We start from the raw sequence: 15,237 nt of genomic DNA, 5'->3' as shown, positions 1-15,237 counted from the left end.
AGAAATGTATTGCTACCGTTGGTTTTATCATGTACGATTACCACAATTACCTCTCTATTCTATCATTCGTTGAAGGAGATGACAGCAAATTGAAGAAAAAAATCAGCCTGCTGGCTATCGCATTCCTGTTCCTGTTCGCAAGTGCGGCACAAGCTGCTCCGGCGAAGAATCAGGGGAAAATCCGGGTCTACCTCGATAACCAGGAAATCAAGTTTCAGGCAGCGCCTATTATGAAGAACGGGGTAACCTTCGTTCAATTCCGTCCTTTGTTCCAGGCATTGGATTATAAGGTCAATTGGAACAGCGCCAACAAGCAGGTGACAGGTACATACCTCGATCAGAAGCTTCAAATGACCATCGGCCAGAAGACCGCGTATGTCAATGGAGTCAAAACCTCGCTCCAGATCGCACCCTTTACCGATGCCGGCAACACGCTGGTGCCCCTTCGTTTTGTAGCTGAAGCTACAGGGCTGCCAGTGAAGTGGGACCCCAAGGCGCGCACCATCAAGATTGACCGCGAAGGCGCAATCGACAAAGCCACCGATGAGGTGAAGAAGCTTTACCACGCACTTGAAGAAGCAGGAAATGCCAAGAAATTGGATGCCGCAATGGCCTTATTCCATTCGAAGTCTCCTGTTCTTGCGAAGACCAAAGAAGGCTATCAGAACCAATTCAAATACGACCTTCATGTATCGAGTGATGTATGGGAAGTAACGGTAGCGGGAACATCAATCCACGCATTCACCAGCGTTACCCTTGAGCGCAGCAGCGGCCCTTTTACATGGGATGTTACACTCCATTACGAGAATCTCCTGAAAAAGGATGCGTCGGGTGCCTGGAAAATCTATGATCTGAATCAATATGATACGGAATATCTGGCAGGGGATAATCTGCTCGATGCGAATCCGAAGGTGCCGGAAGCAGAACTGAAAGCCATCCGCGAATCCATTGACACGCAGTACAAGGGCTTCAATGAAGAGAATGGTCCCCTGCTCATGTCCGTTATTCATCCGGACTCGGCATTCTATGAGATGTTCCAGAACAGCATTGCTGAAGGCATCTTCGATGAAGTGAATTTCAACCTCACAGCTGAAGTTGTCCGTCCGGTCTTCTTCCAGGGAGAGGAAACCGTAGTCTACATCGAGGAAACCGACGATGCGGACGGGGATATCATCAACACAACTTCACTCTACTGGCTTAAAAAAGCAAACGGCCAATGGCTAATCTATGATGTGCTGGAGCTTGAATAGATCTGAATGAACCAAACACTCACAATAACCGATGATCCTCGCAAGGGTCGTCGGTTTCTTTTTTTTGTTAAATCTTCCTCCATCCAGGTCTACTTCACCACAGGTGACATATATCATAGTAGTCATGCATTTAGGAGGGATTGTATGGGTGTCAAATTAATCAGGATTGCTGCGGTTTACTTTGTGCTCGGGGTGCTGCTTGGAATGTACATGTCGATATCCCACAGCTATGATTACGCCTCTGTTCACGCACACGTCAACCTGCTGGGCTGGGCGTCTCTGGCTCTTGCAGGCGTTATCTATCATCTGTTCCCTGCAGCCGGGGAATCGACCGTTGGCAAAGTGCATTTCTGGCTGCACAATATCGGTCTGCCTGTCATGATGATTGGTCTCGCACTACTGATGAGCGGTGTTGAATCCGTTGAACCGGTAATTGCGGTAGGTGGCGTTCTGGTAACGCTGGGCATTCTGGCTTTCCTCTATAATGTGCTGATCCACGTCAAGAGCAGCACGAAGTAGGATGAAGGTTAGGTATTGGACGATGTATTTGGAAGGATCACCCGAATAAGGGTGGTCCTTTTTCATGTTTTCTGGTGCTTCCCCGGCGGGAGATGGGTCATAGTTACCGAGTATTGGGTAAAAAGAGAATACCTTTCTCTTAGAAGGAGGCAACACACATGGAGACAAACACAAACACAGCAATTCAAGTCCAGTTCCACTGCCGTCAGTGTCAAACTGATATCCGGGTTGCGTTCGAATCAGAACAGTTTAACACGGTCCACTGCCCGCAGTGCGATTTCAGCTATTCACTCATGAAACCTACGATAGGTGAAGAAATATTGCTTGATTGGGAGAAAGAAGCCGTATTTCAAAAAATTCGGGCAGACCAAACCGAACATGACAAAATGGAGCTGATGCTCCTGGTCATTAAGGTAGTTGAGCTGCTGACCTGGCGGGATGAAGGGAATGGCCACATTCGGGCCATCGAGACGCTGCGTCAATGGCTGCTCCTTAACGGAGTACCCAAAGCTCTGATCGAGCTGCTCGATGCAAAGGGAACCGAAGGAAGCTCGCCTAACAAGCATAGGGAATAGTGCAATCAATCTACGATTTAGGATATAGAGAAACAAGAAAAGGAACTGCCCCCGTCATCAGGTCGGGCGGCAGTTCCTTTTGTGTCCAAGAGTCGTCCTTATAGCATGCTTGCAAATGTGGGACCATTCCAGATCATCATACGTAATTATGGTTAAAGGAGCTGATTATCCATGTTCAACTTCATTTTTACTGCGTTAATAGGCATTGCACTCATCGCGATTGGCATATATTCCATCCGACATCCGGATTCATGGTGGTTCAGAAGATCGAGAGATGACATTGAGCTCAGCGATTTGAGAATATGGTACTTAAAATTTGCTGGCAAAATGATCATCGCATTCGGTGCATTGGTTATTCTGATGAGCTTTCAGCATCTCTAATTTCATTGAATCGGCACCTCGAAGGCCTGCTCCATGACGCCAGGGTAGCTGCTTAGTGTGAACGTGAGCGGCTGAGGATATTCTTGCGGTTTAAGGTATATATACTGAGTAATCCTGCTTATTCCCGTATCGGAAGAAGAATGGGATGATGAGTTGACTCCCCCTGCATCCTCATTAATCATATGTTTGTTCCCCTCACCATCCACGAACTCGGGCTCAATCGATACACTGCCCATATGCCTGTCGGCCCGCTCTTCATATTCCAGTGTCAGCATATGCTTCGTATACTCTCCGAACTGAATGTCTCCATCCGGCGAACGGATTACTTTCCCCTTCTCCGTATCAACAACGAGCTGCATCGTGGAAGGGTCAACTGCCTGGAATCCGTCCGCCTTCAGCATGATTGATTCGGGTTTCTCCAATATATTGCTTTCGAAGAAATAAGTCATATCTCCTCCCCCGGCACCCGGCAAGAACGCGGAATCGCTGTTCAATCTGATCTTCTCACCGTTAACGACAGTCTCCAGATAAACACCCCACAGACCGGATACCTTCATGGTATTGCTTGACGGAATGTTGGCTTTCACAACAATTCCAGCCGGTGACAGAACGGCTTCCTTCAAGTAGAACCTCTGCTTCTCAATCTGCAGCATTTTGTTGATTGGAATCGTGGTGAGGTACTTCTGGGCAGTCTGTACATCAATGGAAACGTTAATATCGATCACCTGCTCGTTTTCCGCCGAGGATTCATAGACCGTATTCGTGGAATACGGGGCCAGGATAAAAGAAAAGGTCAGCTCCTGCGGCAGCGGGGTGTCCTCATTCGTCTGAACATCCAGTTGGGATCGGTGCAGCACACCGGGTGCCAGCTTGTTCCCTCCGGAAGAGCCCACACTGTAGGGCAGCGGATCGCTTGAGCCCGGATGCTTCAGTACGACCCTCTTCAAGTCGGCCGGATCCTCCGCCATATTCTGGACAGTATAAAATACGTCCATCCGCTGGGAGCCCACCAGCACCCCGTTCACGGTTACGGTGTAGTCTCCCTTTGTTACCGATTGATTAACCGGCTGAATCATTCCATATTTATTCGCCGTATTCAGCGTAATATCTTCGCCAAAATCAAACCCCGTCAGCGGCGGATACGGCCCTTGAGCCGCCATCTGCTCCTTCGGCTTCAATCCGCTCTCGTCCCCGCCCCATACTGCCAGCAGCAGCGCGGCCGCTACGGTTACCATCACCGCGGAGAAGGAAACCAAACGGGCACGAAGCCGCCGGTGGCGCCGTCCTCTCCGCATCCCGCTTCGAACCGCCGCGTCCAGCGCTTCATCGGTGACAGCCTCTGTGCTGACCTCCGCGGATTTATTCATCTCTTTCAGCATGCGCTCTTCCTTCTCAAACATGGAATATGGCACCTCCTGGCTCGATTTTCTGCCGAAGCAGCTTTAATCCCTGATGAAGCCGGGTTTTGACGGTCCCCTCAGGACAATCCAGAATTTTCGCGATATCGGCGATCGTCATGTCCTGGTAATACTTCAGAATCAACACATGGCGGTATTTGGGTTTCATGCGGCTGAGTGCCTGCTCCAGATCCAGCTTGCTGTCACTGACCATCTCGGCAGCCATCTCCTGGCTGCGTACCTCCTCTACCGGCACCGTGCGCTTTTTTCGTTTCTGCTCATCAATACAGCAGTTAATCAATATCCGGATAAGCCAAGGAACAAACGCCTCCGGATGCTTCAGCTTCCCGCACTTCATCCACGCCCGGTATACCGTCTCCTGCAATACCTCCAGTGCGTCGCTCTCATTATGCAAATAACTGTACGCGATTGCGTATAAACGCCTGCGGTGCTCCGTTACGAGTGAATAGAATGCTTCTTCATCCCCTCTGCATGCCGCAGCGGCAAGCTCTTTATGATCCATCATGCGATATACCTTCCCCTCATCCGACCTGCCTCGTTATTCAATCACTGTATATAAGACTGCGGTGTGTTTCAAACGGTTTTTTTATTTTTCTCCAACCTCACTAGACAAACAAACAAAAGGCATCGTCTGACGACAAGTTTCAAGCCCCAGCGCATGCTGTCCCGAACAGGCACAAAAAAAGCCCACCCGGATAGGGCAGACCTGTATTTCATTCTTCGTTTAACTTCGTCTTCTGCGTATCTTGAAAAAGTAGTGGTATCCCAGATAGGCGATGCCGCATAACAGCAGCATAAGCGCAGAAATCCAAATGACAGGAAGCAAATATGGCGTGTGCTGGCTGGCTATATATAACAGTACAGCGGAGAAGGCATACATCACCATCAAAATAACGATGCGTTTGAAAATATCCATGTCGTCCGCCCCTCATTCTTCATAGTAAAACAATCTACAATTTTTTCCGATTATCTATCATTATGGTAACGCAAAACGATGAATATTGCACTCAAAATTTGGTAAATTTATAAAAATTTTAGCGATTTAATTGACAAATTCATGAAAATGTTACAATTCAGGCTTAATTTTAGGCTTGATAAAACTAATCATATTAGTTATAATACTAATATAATTAGTTTACGACGAAAGGGGAACTCTTTTTATGTTAAAAACTACGATAGAGCACGTGACCCAAATTTCTTTTCTTCCTCGTTTATTCCCGGTTAATGTCTACCTTGTTGAAGAAAACGACGGACTGACACTTATTGATGCCGGGATGTCTTTTTCCCAAAAAGGAATCCTTCAAGCTGCATCCGCTATAGGCAAACCCATAACCCGCATCGTATTGACCCATGCCCATGGTGATCATGTCGGAGCTCTCGACGGGTTAAAGAAGGAGCTTCCGGATGCCTCTGTCTACATCTCGCAGCGTGACGCCTTGCTCCTTAAAGGCAACGCCGAGCTCCTGCCTGGAGAGCAGCAAACTCCGATTCGCGGAGGGATCCCCAAGAACATAACCACGGTTCCCGATGTGCTGCTGAGCGGGGGCGATTCCATAGGCTCACTGAAAGCCATTGCATCCCCGGGTCATACACCTGGACATATGGCATTTCTCGATGAGCGCAGCGGTATCCTGATTGCGGGCGATGCTTGGCTAACCCGGGGCGGATTAGCTGTATCCGGCATGCTTAATCCCTTGTTTCCTTTCCCTGCCCTGGCTACATGGAGCAAAGAGCATTCGCTGCAAAGCGCCACATCATTGACTGCCCTGAAGCCCGCCGTTCTGGCTGTCGGCCATGGAAAAATGCTAACCAACCCAACCGCCAGCATGCAGCAGGCTGTTACGCAAGCGGAATCCGCTTTCAGGAGGAATACGAAATGAGCCCGAGACCCGGCATAGATCGACTCCAGCTGCTTCAATCCGCGGCCGAGCTCGCGGATCAGGGTGGGCTTCACGCTGTGACCTTGGCTGCACTTGCGGGTAAGCTTGGGGTTCGATCCCCTTCCCTGTATAATCATGTAGACGGACTTTCAGGTCTGCATGCCGCTCTGACGCTGCATGGACTGCAGACCCTCCACGAACAAATGCTGAAAGCTGTCGCCGGCCGCTCAGGTGAAGACGCGCTGCGTTTCGTATGCCTTACCTATGTTGACTTTGCAAGATCCCACCCCGGATTGTATGAAGCTGCGCTGCAGCCTCTACGCCCGGACCAGCAAGAGACGCAGCGCGTAGGGAATCAGATTGTGGAGCTGCTGCTGCGGATATTGACTCCTTACCAGCTTAGTGAGCCGGAGGCTCTGCATACGGTACGAACACTTCGCAGCCTTTGTCATGGCTTTTCCTCTCTGGAACGTTCCGGTCAATTCGCACTCGATCTGGATCTGGATGACAGCCTGAATTTCATGATCCGGATATTCATTGACGGGCTCCATCAACAGAACAGCCAGCGATGAAGCGCGGAACCTCCGCATTTGCCTGATTTTGCCTGGCATAAGAATGTGCTATAATCAGAAGAAGCACACTGTCGTGTCATCTTATTTATGGAAAGAGGTTCTGAATTGTGGTTGACTTCGATTCCCCAATTCTTCAAATAGGCTCTACGATCGCCATGCTGGTTATGGCCGTGACCGTGATTTTCATTCGGATGAAAGCGAGTCATCGTCCCGTAACCGTTAAGAAGATTATCATTCCGCCGGTTGCGATGAGCACCGGATTTCTGATGTTTGTAGAGCAGCAGGTCCGCATCCCCTTATGGTGGGCAGGAGCAGCCTTTTTGGTAGGCTGGTTCATCTTCTCCTATCCCCTGATCCGAAGCACGAAATTCGAGAAGGTCGAGGGACAGATCTTCATGCAGAAGTCGAAAAGCTTCGTCTACATCCTGCTTGGTCTGCTGGCTGTCCGGCTCCTGCTGCATGGATATATTGAGCAGCATATTTCCATCCCGCAGACAGCGGCGCTGTTCTTCATGCTGGCTTACGGGATGATTGTCCACTGGCGCATCTCCATGTATCGCCAGTATCAGCAATTCTCGACCCCGGAGGCTGCGATGTAACACGCTCTTCCAACACCATGACAGCAAAAAAAGAGTGCCGAATCACACTGAAGGAAGGCCAATGCCTTCTGGCCCCAAACTCCGTCTTGAGGAGTTTCCTGCAGGCCCCATGTGAATCTGGCACTCTTTTATATTGTAAAACAGAGGTTCCTACTTCTGTTCTTTGCTTACTTTCACCAGCTGTTTTCCCAGGTTCTCGCCTGTGAATAGCCCCAGAAACGCCTCCAGGGTCTTATCAAAGCCATCGACCACATTTTCGGCGTGTTTGATTCTGCCGTCTCTCAGCCATTCGGCCAGCTCATGCAGTCCCTCATTGTACCGGCTGGCGTAATCGCCAACCAGGAACCCTTTCATCAGCGCGGTATTGGTAAGCAGCAAGCTCTGAATTCTCGGACCTGTGTCCGGTTTCTCCAGATTATAAAGTGCGATTTGCCCGCAGATCGGGATCCGCGCGTTTTTGTTAATCAAGCGCAGGACCTGATCGGAAACGTCACCACCCACATTGTCAAAATAGACGTCAACCCCTTCGGGACAAGCCTCGACTAGAGCTGCCTTCAGATCATCCGTCCGATAATTGATCGCCGCGTCGAAACCAAGCTCCTCGGTCAGATACGTTGTCTTCTCATCCGAACCGGCAATACCGACCACCCGGGCTCCCTTGATCTTGGCAATCTGCCCCACAATCATGCCAACGGCACCTGCACCGCCAGATACAACCACCGTTTCACCAGCCTGCGGCTGGCCGATATCGAGCAGTCCAAAGTAAGCTGTCAGCCCCGTCATCCCGAGTACACCGAGTGCTGTCGATACGGGTGCGAGATCCGGGTTGACCTTACGCAGCGTCCCGGTGCTCACAGCGGCAAAGCGCTGCCATCCCCAGCTGCCTGTGACAAAATCGCCCTCCCGATAGGTCGGATCCGTCGATTCCATCACCTGCCCTACTGCGCCGCCTGCAATCACCTGTCCGACCTCATAGGGTTTGGCATAACTTTTGGCATCACTCATTCTGCCCCGCATATATGGATCAACCGATAAGTATACGGTCCGTACGAGTACTTCTCCCGCCTGCGGGACAGGCAAAGGCTGTTCCTCAAACGCAAAATCAGACTCATCCGGCATACCTTGCGGCCGCTTGGCTAGAATAATTCGTTCATTTACCGACATTTGAGTACCCTCCTTAAAAAAGCCGTTATCATACCTTTACCCATTTTGCCCGTTCACAAATTACCTGCTCTTTACAAGCAAATTCACGGCCTCCAGCACAAGCTTCTCCGTATCCTCACCGTTCTCCTCGGCCTTGCGTACACAATCCACCAGATTTGAGCTCACAACAACGCCAATGGTCCGGTCAATCGCCGTGCGTGAAGCGGATAATTGTGTGATGACTTCCCGGCAATCCTTGTTCTCTTCCATCATCTTCAATATCCCGCGAAGCTGTCCTTCAATCCGCTTGATCCGGTTTTTCATCTGATCATCGTACTGCATTTAATTTCCTCCTAAAATACCTGTCTCCATGTTCAGGCCTGTCCTTGTCTCTCCATTATACAACAAACCTCCGCTCTTTCCTCACAAGCCTATCGCTCCAGCCGGACCTCCGGTATCATTCGTTGTCATTCTTCTTGAATGTCCTACGAGGGGCTTGTATACGCTCACAGCCCATGGTATATTTTTAAAGAGCAAATGAAATCATCGACACCTGAGATTCCAAATTCATAATCTAAAGGCAATGTTATCTTACAAAGGTACAACCTCGGCTATTCATAGTCCTGGCTGTGCCTTTTTTTATTTTACTTAATCTAAGGAGGAATTATCGATGTTCTTGGAAGCCATCTATCACCGTCCGCGCAAAAACTGGTCTTATGCTTACGACGGAACGACCATCCATCTCAGAATCCGCACCAAAAAAGATGATATTACCGAGGTGTACGCGCTTGCTGGCGACAAATATTTATGGGATCAGACGATGGAATACATTCCGATGACCAAGCTGTCCTCGGATGAGATGTTCGATTATTGGGAGTGCGAGGCAACCCCTCCCTATCGCCGCCTGAAATACGGCTTTCTGCTCCAGCAGGGCCAGGAAAAGCGCTGGATGACCGAATATGATTTTCTGACGGAGCCGCCGGCCAATCCGGACCGCCTGTTCGAGTATCCGTTCATCAATCCGGATGACGTTTTCCAGCCGCCGGCATGGGTGAAGGACGCCATTTTCTATCAGATTTTCCCGGAACGCTTCGCAAACGGCGACACGAGCAATGATCCGGAAGGCGCCTTGCCTTGGGGCAGCGCAGAGCCAACACCGAAGAACTTCTTCGGCGGTGACCTTCAGGGTGTAATCGACCACCTGGATTATATTAGTGAGCTTGGGGTTAACGCGATTTACTTCACGCCGCTGTTCACGGCAACCACAAACCATAAATACGATACCGAGGATTATCTCGAAATCGATCCGCAGTTCGGCGACAAAGACACGCTGAAGAAACTCGTGGACCTGTGCCATGCGCGCGGAATCCGCGTCCTGCTGGATGCGGTATTCAATCATTCCGGCAAAACGTTTGCCCCATTCGTTGACGTGCAGAAGAACGGCATGAACTCCAAATATAAAGATTGGTTCTACGTTCGTTCCTTGCCGCTGGAAGTCGTGGACGGCATTCCGACTTATGATACCTTTGCATTCGAACCGCTGATGCCGAAGCTGAATACGGAGAATCCGGAAGTCCGGGCTTATCTGCTGAAGGCGGCAGAGTACTGGATTAAGGAAACCGGCATTGACGGCTGGCGCCTGGACGTAGCCAACGAGGTGGGACACAGCTTCTGGCGCGAATTCCGTCAGGTTGTCAAGAAGGCCAACCCGGATGCTTACATCCTAGGCGAGGTATGGCATGAATCCTCGATCTGGCTCGAAGGCGACCAGTTTGACGCTGTCATGAACTATCCGTTCACCAACGCTGTTCTGGACTTCTTCATCAACCGCACCGCAGATGCGGAGAAGTTCTCCTTCATGCTTGGCAAGCAGCTTGCGGGATATCCAAGACAAGCCAGCGAAGTGATGTTCAACCTGCTGGACAGTCATGACACCGCCAGACTGTTAACGCAAGCCAGCGGCGACAAACGTCTGATGAAACTCGCCGCCATGTTCCAGTTCACGTATTTCGGCACGCCATGCATCTATTACGGCGACGAAATCGGCATGGACGGCGGGCACGACCCGGGCTGCCGCAAATGCATGGAATGGGATGAGACGAAACACGACAAGGACCTGTTTACGTTCTACCAAACGCTCATCAAGCTGCGCAAAGAGCATTCTGCCCTTCGGACCGGCAGCTTTAAATTCTTGCATGCCGAGAAGAACGGCGGCAAAATCGCTTACCTGCGTGAGGACGACAACGAAACGATCCTCATTGCCATCAACAACGATAAGGCCGGCAACACGATTACCGTCCCTGTACTGGATCCATCCTGGACCAACCTGTGGAACGGCGAGAGCCTTAATGCGAAGCAAGGCCAGCTGACCGTCAAGCTGCCAGCTTACGGCTTCGCTATTCTGAAAGCCGGGAAGTAATAACAAAACTCCCTTTGATGCCATAACCCGATGTACGGGCTGGCAGTCAAAGGGAGTTTTTTTACTATCACAGCAGAAACTGATCAGCCAATGTAAAGAACAGAATCGTCATACTGATCACCTGATTCAGGTTGTAGGAGGCCAGATTCATCACCTTGCGGCTGGAGGGCTTTATGATACGATGCTCCGTGGCAAGCAGCAGCATGGAGATGATAATTCCTGTCAGATAGAGCCAGCCCAAGCCTTGGATAACATAAAGAGAGACCAGCAGCATAACCATAATGCCATGCAGCGACCTGGAAATGAGGAGAGCCCCTTTTAATCCAAACACGCCAGGGATACTGAACAAACCTGTATTACGATCGAACTCGATATCCTGTGTCGCGTAAATAATGTCAAAGCCTGCAATCCACAGCATCACAACCGTACCGATGATGAACGGGATTATGGCGAATTGCCCCGTTACGGCAAACCATGCCCCGATCGGAGCCGAAGCAATCGTAAAGCCCAGGTACAGATGGCACAACCACGTAAAGCGTTTTGTGTACGAATACGAGCAGATCAGTACAACCGCTACCGGCGACAGCACCAGACACAGCAGATTCAGCATGCCTGCTGCAAGGATGAAGATTGCAAAGTTAACGATGACAAACACATGAACCTCACGAGACAACAGGAGTTTTCTTGGCATGTGGCGGTTAGCCGTTCTCGGATTCGCAGCATCAAACTTCAAGTCGGCGATGCGGTTGAAGGCATTGGCCCCATTACGGGCAGCAACGAGTGCAACGAGTGACCACAGCATGACGCGCCAAGACGGGATGCCACCCGCTGCCCAGATCATGGAAATGATCGCAAAAGGCAGCGAGAACAGCGTATGGGAGAACATCACCAGCTCTCCGAACATTTTAGTCTTATGAACGAACTTATTGATCATCTGCATTAGGATATCACCCTCATCTGTTCACTTCTGGGATAACCCTGCAAGCGCGCTATCCAAGGAGATCAGCATCGCTTCGATTTCCTTCTCCGGGGTAACCATCGCCGGCTGAAAAGCAAGTACGTTTCGGCCCACGCCATTTTTGCCGATGATAAATCCTTCCTCCTTCATACGCTCCAGAAGCATATCCGTCCATGCTGCACTTTCCTGGTCCGACGCGCCGTGGATTTCGGCTCCCGCCATAAGACCCTTGCCTCGAACATCGGCGATAACGCCATATTTGTTCTGTAAGTCCTTCAAACCTTCGATGAGCCGGCTGCCGACTCGGCCGGACCGTTCAACCAAACCCTCCTGCTCGATGTAATCCAAGACAGCAAGCGCTGTTGCGGATGACACCGGATTGCCTCCGAAGGTCGATGCAGAAGGCCGATTCAGACTGGCGGCGATCTCATCCGTTGTGGAGAAGGCGCCGATAGGCACGCCATTGCCCAATGCCTTCGCCATGGTGAGAATGTCAGGCACAATGCCATAATGCTCGATCCCGAACATCCGTCCCGTACGACCGCAGCCTGTCTGAATCTCATCGGCAATCAGCAGAATGCCGTGCTGCTCCAGCATCGCCTTCAACTCGCGGAAATACCAATCCGGCGGCACGATCATTCCCCCGTTGCCTTGGATCGGCTCCACGATCATTGCCGCGAACGTGCCCCCCTTCTCCGCCAATACACTCGCTAATGTATCCAGAGAACGGCGTGCGGCAGCTTCCTGATCCATGTCAGGATCATAGGGACGCGGAATAAACGTAGTCACATCTCCATCCAGGAAGTCGTCGGTACGCCACATGGGGATACCTGTCACATTCATGGTCAGGAAGGTGCGGCCATGAAGGCCGTATTCCAGTGCCAGGAAGTGGCGACGCTTCGTATGCAAACGTGCGACAAGCAGGGCGCCTTCATTCGCCTCGGACCCGCTGTTCACGAAGAACGTTCGCTTCAGATTCCCAGGCAAAATGCCGTCTGCCAACCGCTCCGCCAGCTCCACCATGGGCTGGGTCAGGTAGATGGTTGACGTATGCTGCAGCTTCTGGAGCTGCTCGATCGTACGGGCGGTAATGGCTTCATTGCAGTGACCGCAAGCAACCACCGACACCCCCGTAAAGAAGTCGACATACGATTTGCCATCATGACCGTAGAGCATATGCATTTTGCCACCGACAATCTGAGGCGGCTCCTTGTAGAAATTAGCGGTGCACGGGTAGCCGTACTGCCGACGCTTCGCCACGATAGCTTCCGGGCCGATATATGCTTGGTCCTCATGCGCCATGGAAACTCACCTCTTCGGATGGTTTCCGTTCTCCCTCACGCTGCATAACCGTGCCGAATTGCAGCGAACCCAGGGTATATCCGGCATAGATCGGCGTCATGCCTTCGAACAGCTTGCCGCATAAATTCAGATTCCGCGCAGCCTGGCAATACAACCGCACCAGACCGCGAAGCTGCTCTGTCGTATACGTCTTCCCTTCAATGCGGAAATGATTCACACCTGCTTCATGCAGTTCCTGCAGGAATGGCATGTAGCACAGCTCCTTCGCCATAGCCAAGTGGTTCCGACCAGCGGCATCGCGGTATACAGGATTCTCTCCTTTATCGGTAAGCAGCACGAGATGATTGTTATCGACATACTTGTTATCTTCTTCCGCAATATACTCCATCTCTTCCGCATTAGCGTATAGATCATGCTCAAGATACATCACGATGGGCGATCCGTGAACGATGATCTCGGTTGTAAATTCCGGATGCCGGAGCAGTTTCGTCAGATCGTTAAGCTGAAGCTCCAGCGACGGATGGATTCTGGTGATGCCAAAATGCTTCTGATAGAACGAAGCCGCCATATGGTTGTAAATGTTCAAGCTGAAATCGGCCATCATCGGCAGCTCCAGGGATTGGAACTTGTGCATGGCACCGATGTTGGAGACAAGCAAACCATCCAGCCCATAATGATTGTGCTCTTTGCCCTGCTTCAGAAAATGAGCATACTGCTCCATATGCAGCTCATCCATCATACGGGGCATGCCAAGGATAATCTTGGCGCTGCCTTTGTCCGCCGTTAAGGCTTCGATATCCTCACGGCCAAATGGAATATCCGACTGGAACACATCGCCTGCCAGGTAAATGGAACTTGCTCCTTCTTCCAATGCCGCGCGAGCCTGCTCCATATTGTTCACATGCACTGTAATTTCCGGAATCGCGGCGCTCTGCCGTTCCCGCTTCGCATATCGAAGCGATTCCTTCACTTGGATCAACCGCTCCTCCTTCATCTCACGTTCGGCGGTTGGCGTACTGAAAACCTTCCCCGTGCTGTAGAACTTGCCTGTCCCCTCATAACGGCGATTAATGAAATCGAGCCCCGGCTTGCCGAAGGCATATGCCGTCGTGAAATCGCGCTTTCGGTTCTTATGCAGCGTATCCGATCCCTCCTCGCGGTTGTAGCCCAGCGGATCCGCAATATAGCGATCGATTGCATCTCCGTAGGAATTAACGACCATTAGCAAGAAATCAATATCTCTCATCCGACCTTCAATCTTGAAGGACGTAATGCCGGACTTGATCAGCTCCGGAATATGCTCGTACATGTACATATCCTTCGCTGCAAGCGGATATTCAGTTGGATAGACGTAACCATCCTTCTTCACCCGGTAATCCCAGCGGCATGGCTTCATGCAGCGTCCGCGGCTGGAGCTGTTGCCGAACAGCATCGAGCTGTACAAGCAGTTCGCACCGTGGACCGTGCACATATCGCCGTGAATAAAATATTCGAATTCCATCCCGCTCTTGGCATGCAGCACTTCCGCTGTCTTCAGATCCATCTCCCGGGAAGCAACGATACGTGAAACCCCCAACGCTTTAACGGCTTCGATCATGTCCAGATTATGAACGTTCATCATCACTGAAGAATGAACCGGAATATTCGCATAGTTCATCTCTTGAATCAGAGGAAACACGGCCAGGTCCTGTGCAATGATTGCATCGGGGCCGATCTCGTTCAGGAAAGCAAAATAACGCTTCGCTTCCTCCAAATCCTCTTCATCCAACAGGTTATTCACGGTGATATAGGCACGCTTCCCGCGATCATGAGCCATTTGGACAGCTTCTCTGACCTCTTCGTAACTCAGGTTATATCCCTTGCGCATCATGCGCATGTTCAGGGAGGGTCCCCCGAAATAAACAGCGTCACAGTTTGCGTCAATGACGGTCTTGAATATCTCGAATGTTCCGGCAGGTGCCAACAGTTCCACTTCTTTACCGCTAAAATATCGAGCCACAGTCCGTTCCCCCTTAGGCTTTACATTTAATTTTCTCGATTGTAACATAATTCACATTCCATATAAGTGAATTAATTCACAGCGATATTCCATACTCAATGCTTCCTGAGCAGCACCTGAATCGGGTGCGTAACTCCTGATTATGTATTTCCATTTTTATATTGACCGACCGTTCATTCAATAATAAAATAAACCTATCAAGACAGTAGAATAAATGTAAAT

16 protein-coding genes are annotated in these 15,237 nt (G+C 50.6%); 8 read left to right on the top strand and 8 right to left on the bottom strand.

The window, feature by feature from the left end; genetic code table 11:
• Positions 1-89: 89 nt before the first annotated feature.
• From M2277_RS10910 to M2277_RS10895, 4 genes are all read left to right on the top strand, one after another.
• Positions 90-1,250, top strand: coding sequence for a stalk domain-containing protein (locus M2277_RS10910; RefSeq protein WP_280754757.1), 1,161 nt, complete (start codon positions 90-92; stop codon positions 1,248-1,250).
• Between the two features lie 144 nt (positions 1,251-1,394).
• Positions 1,395-1,769, top strand: coding sequence for a hypothetical protein (locus tag M2277_RS10905; RefSeq protein WP_006207990.1), 375 nt, complete (start codon positions 1,395-1,397; stop codon positions 1,767-1,769).
• Positions 1,770-1,927: 158 nt separating this feature from the next.
• The gene (locus tag M2277_RS10900) at positions 1,928-2,344 is read left to right on the top strand and encodes a hypothetical protein (protein ID WP_006207989.1); all 417 of its coding nucleotides are present in this window, start codon (positions 1,928-1,930) and stop codon (positions 2,342-2,344) included.
• Between the two features lie 171 nt (positions 2,345-2,515).
• The gene (locus M2277_RS10895; protein ID WP_280754756.1) at positions 2,516-2,725 is read left to right on the top strand and encodes a DUF6199 family natural product biosynthesis protein; all 210 of its coding nucleotides are present in this window, start codon (positions 2,516-2,518) and stop codon (positions 2,723-2,725) included.
• Positions 2,726-2,727: 2 nt separating this feature from the next.
• On the opposite strand, the gene M2277_RS10890 is transcribed toward M2277_RS10895, so the two are convergent.
• From M2277_RS10890 to M2277_RS10880, 3 genes are all read right to left on the bottom strand, one after another.
• Positions 2,728-4,125, bottom strand: a complete 1,398-nt coding sequence (locus M2277_RS10890) for a DUF4179 domain-containing protein (RefSeq protein WP_006207987.1) — start codon at positions 4,123-4,125, stop codon at positions 2,728-2,730.
• The gene (locus M2277_RS10885; RefSeq protein WP_076151160.1) at positions 4,118-4,648 is read right to left on the bottom strand and encodes a sigma-70 family RNA polymerase sigma factor; all 531 of its coding nucleotides are present in this window, start codon (positions 4,646-4,648) and stop codon (positions 4,118-4,120) included. Before M2277_RS10885 ends, M2277_RS10890 begins: the two co-directional genes overlap by 8 nt.
• Before the next feature lie 219 nt (positions 4,649-4,867).
• Positions 4,868-5,059 (bottom strand): hypothetical protein, encoded by a 192-nt coding sequence (locus tag M2277_RS10880; protein ID WP_006207985.1) that lies wholly within the window; start codon positions 5,057-5,059, stop codon positions 4,868-4,870.
• A gap of 244 nt (positions 5,060-5,303) precedes the next feature.
• On the opposite strand from M2277_RS10880, the gene M2277_RS10875 reads away from it, so the two are divergent.
• The 3 genes from M2277_RS10875 to M2277_RS10865 all read left to right on the top strand — a co-directional run bounded on the left by M2277_RS10875 (position 5,304) and on the right by M2277_RS10865 (position 7,194).
• The gene (locus M2277_RS10875) at positions 5,304-6,023 is read left to right on the top strand and encodes an MBL fold metallo-hydrolase (RefSeq protein ID WP_063478491.1); all 720 of its coding nucleotides are present in this window, start codon (positions 5,304-5,306) and stop codon (positions 6,021-6,023) included.
• Positions 6,020-6,595 (top strand): TetR/AcrR family transcriptional regulator, encoded by a 576-nt coding sequence (locus M2277_RS10870; protein WP_036643796.1) that lies wholly within the window; start codon positions 6,020-6,022, stop codon positions 6,593-6,595. Before M2277_RS10875 ends, M2277_RS10870 begins: the two co-directional genes overlap by 4 nt.
• Positions 6,596-6,702: 107 nt before the next feature.
• A complete protein-coding gene (locus M2277_RS10865) occupies positions 6,703-7,194 on the top strand; it encodes a cytochrome c biogenesis protein CcdC (protein WP_006207982.1) in 492 nt (163 codons plus the stop codon).
• A gap of 150 nt (positions 7,195-7,344) precedes the next feature.
• Here M2277_RS10865 and M2277_RS10860 read toward each other — a convergent pair whose 3' ends face one another.
• Both M2277_RS10860 and M2277_RS10855 read right to left on the bottom strand, forming a co-directional pair.
• The gene (locus tag M2277_RS10860; RefSeq protein WP_063478490.1) at positions 7,345-8,358 is read right to left on the bottom strand and encodes an NADP-dependent oxidoreductase; all 1,014 of its coding nucleotides are present in this window, start codon (positions 8,356-8,358) and stop codon (positions 7,345-7,347) included.
• Positions 8,359-8,418: 60 nt separating this feature from the next.
• Entirely contained in the window at positions 8,419-8,679 is a 261-nt protein-coding gene (locus M2277_RS10855; protein ID WP_036643802.1) for a metal-sensitive transcriptional regulator, read from the bottom strand.
• A gap of 328 nt (positions 8,680-9,007) precedes the next feature.
• Here M2277_RS10855 and M2277_RS10850 point away from each other — a divergent pair, with 328 nt between their 5' ends.
• Positions 9,008-10,756, top strand: coding sequence for an alpha-glycosidase (locus M2277_RS10850; protein ID WP_280754755.1), 1,749 nt, complete (start codon positions 9,008-9,010; stop codon positions 10,754-10,756).
• A 67-nt stretch (positions 10,757-10,823) separates the two neighbouring features.
• Here M2277_RS10850 and M2277_RS10845 read toward each other — a convergent pair whose 3' ends face one another.
• The 3 genes from M2277_RS10845 to M2277_RS10835 are packed head-to-tail and all read right to left on the bottom strand — an operon-like array spanning position 10,824 to position 15,015.
• Positions 10,824-11,696 (bottom strand): UbiA-like polyprenyltransferase, encoded by an 873-nt coding sequence (locus tag M2277_RS10845; RefSeq protein ID WP_006207978.1) that lies wholly within the window; start codon positions 11,694-11,696, stop codon positions 10,824-10,826.
• A gap of 21 nt (positions 11,697-11,717) precedes the next feature.
• A complete protein-coding gene (locus M2277_RS10840) occupies positions 11,718-13,016 on the bottom strand; it encodes an aspartate aminotransferase family protein (RefSeq protein WP_036643805.1) in 1,299 nt (432 codons plus the stop codon).
• Positions 13,006-15,015: a peptidase U32 family protein gene (locus tag M2277_RS10835; protein ID WP_280754754.1), complete on the bottom strand. Its 2,010-nt coding sequence runs from the start codon at positions 15,013-15,015 to the stop codon at positions 13,006-13,008. The genes M2277_RS10840 and M2277_RS10835 overlap by 11 nt, the downstream gene beginning before the upstream one ends.
• Between the last annotated feature and the right edge of the window lie 222 nt (positions 15,016-15,237).

The organism is Paenibacillus sp. LBL, from assembly GCF_029893715.1.
GTDB lineage: Bacteria > Bacillota > Bacilli > Paenibacillales > Paenibacillaceae > Paenibacillus_AQ > Paenibacillus_AQ glucanolyticus.
This window is presented reverse-complemented; position numbering and strand designations above follow the sequence as displayed.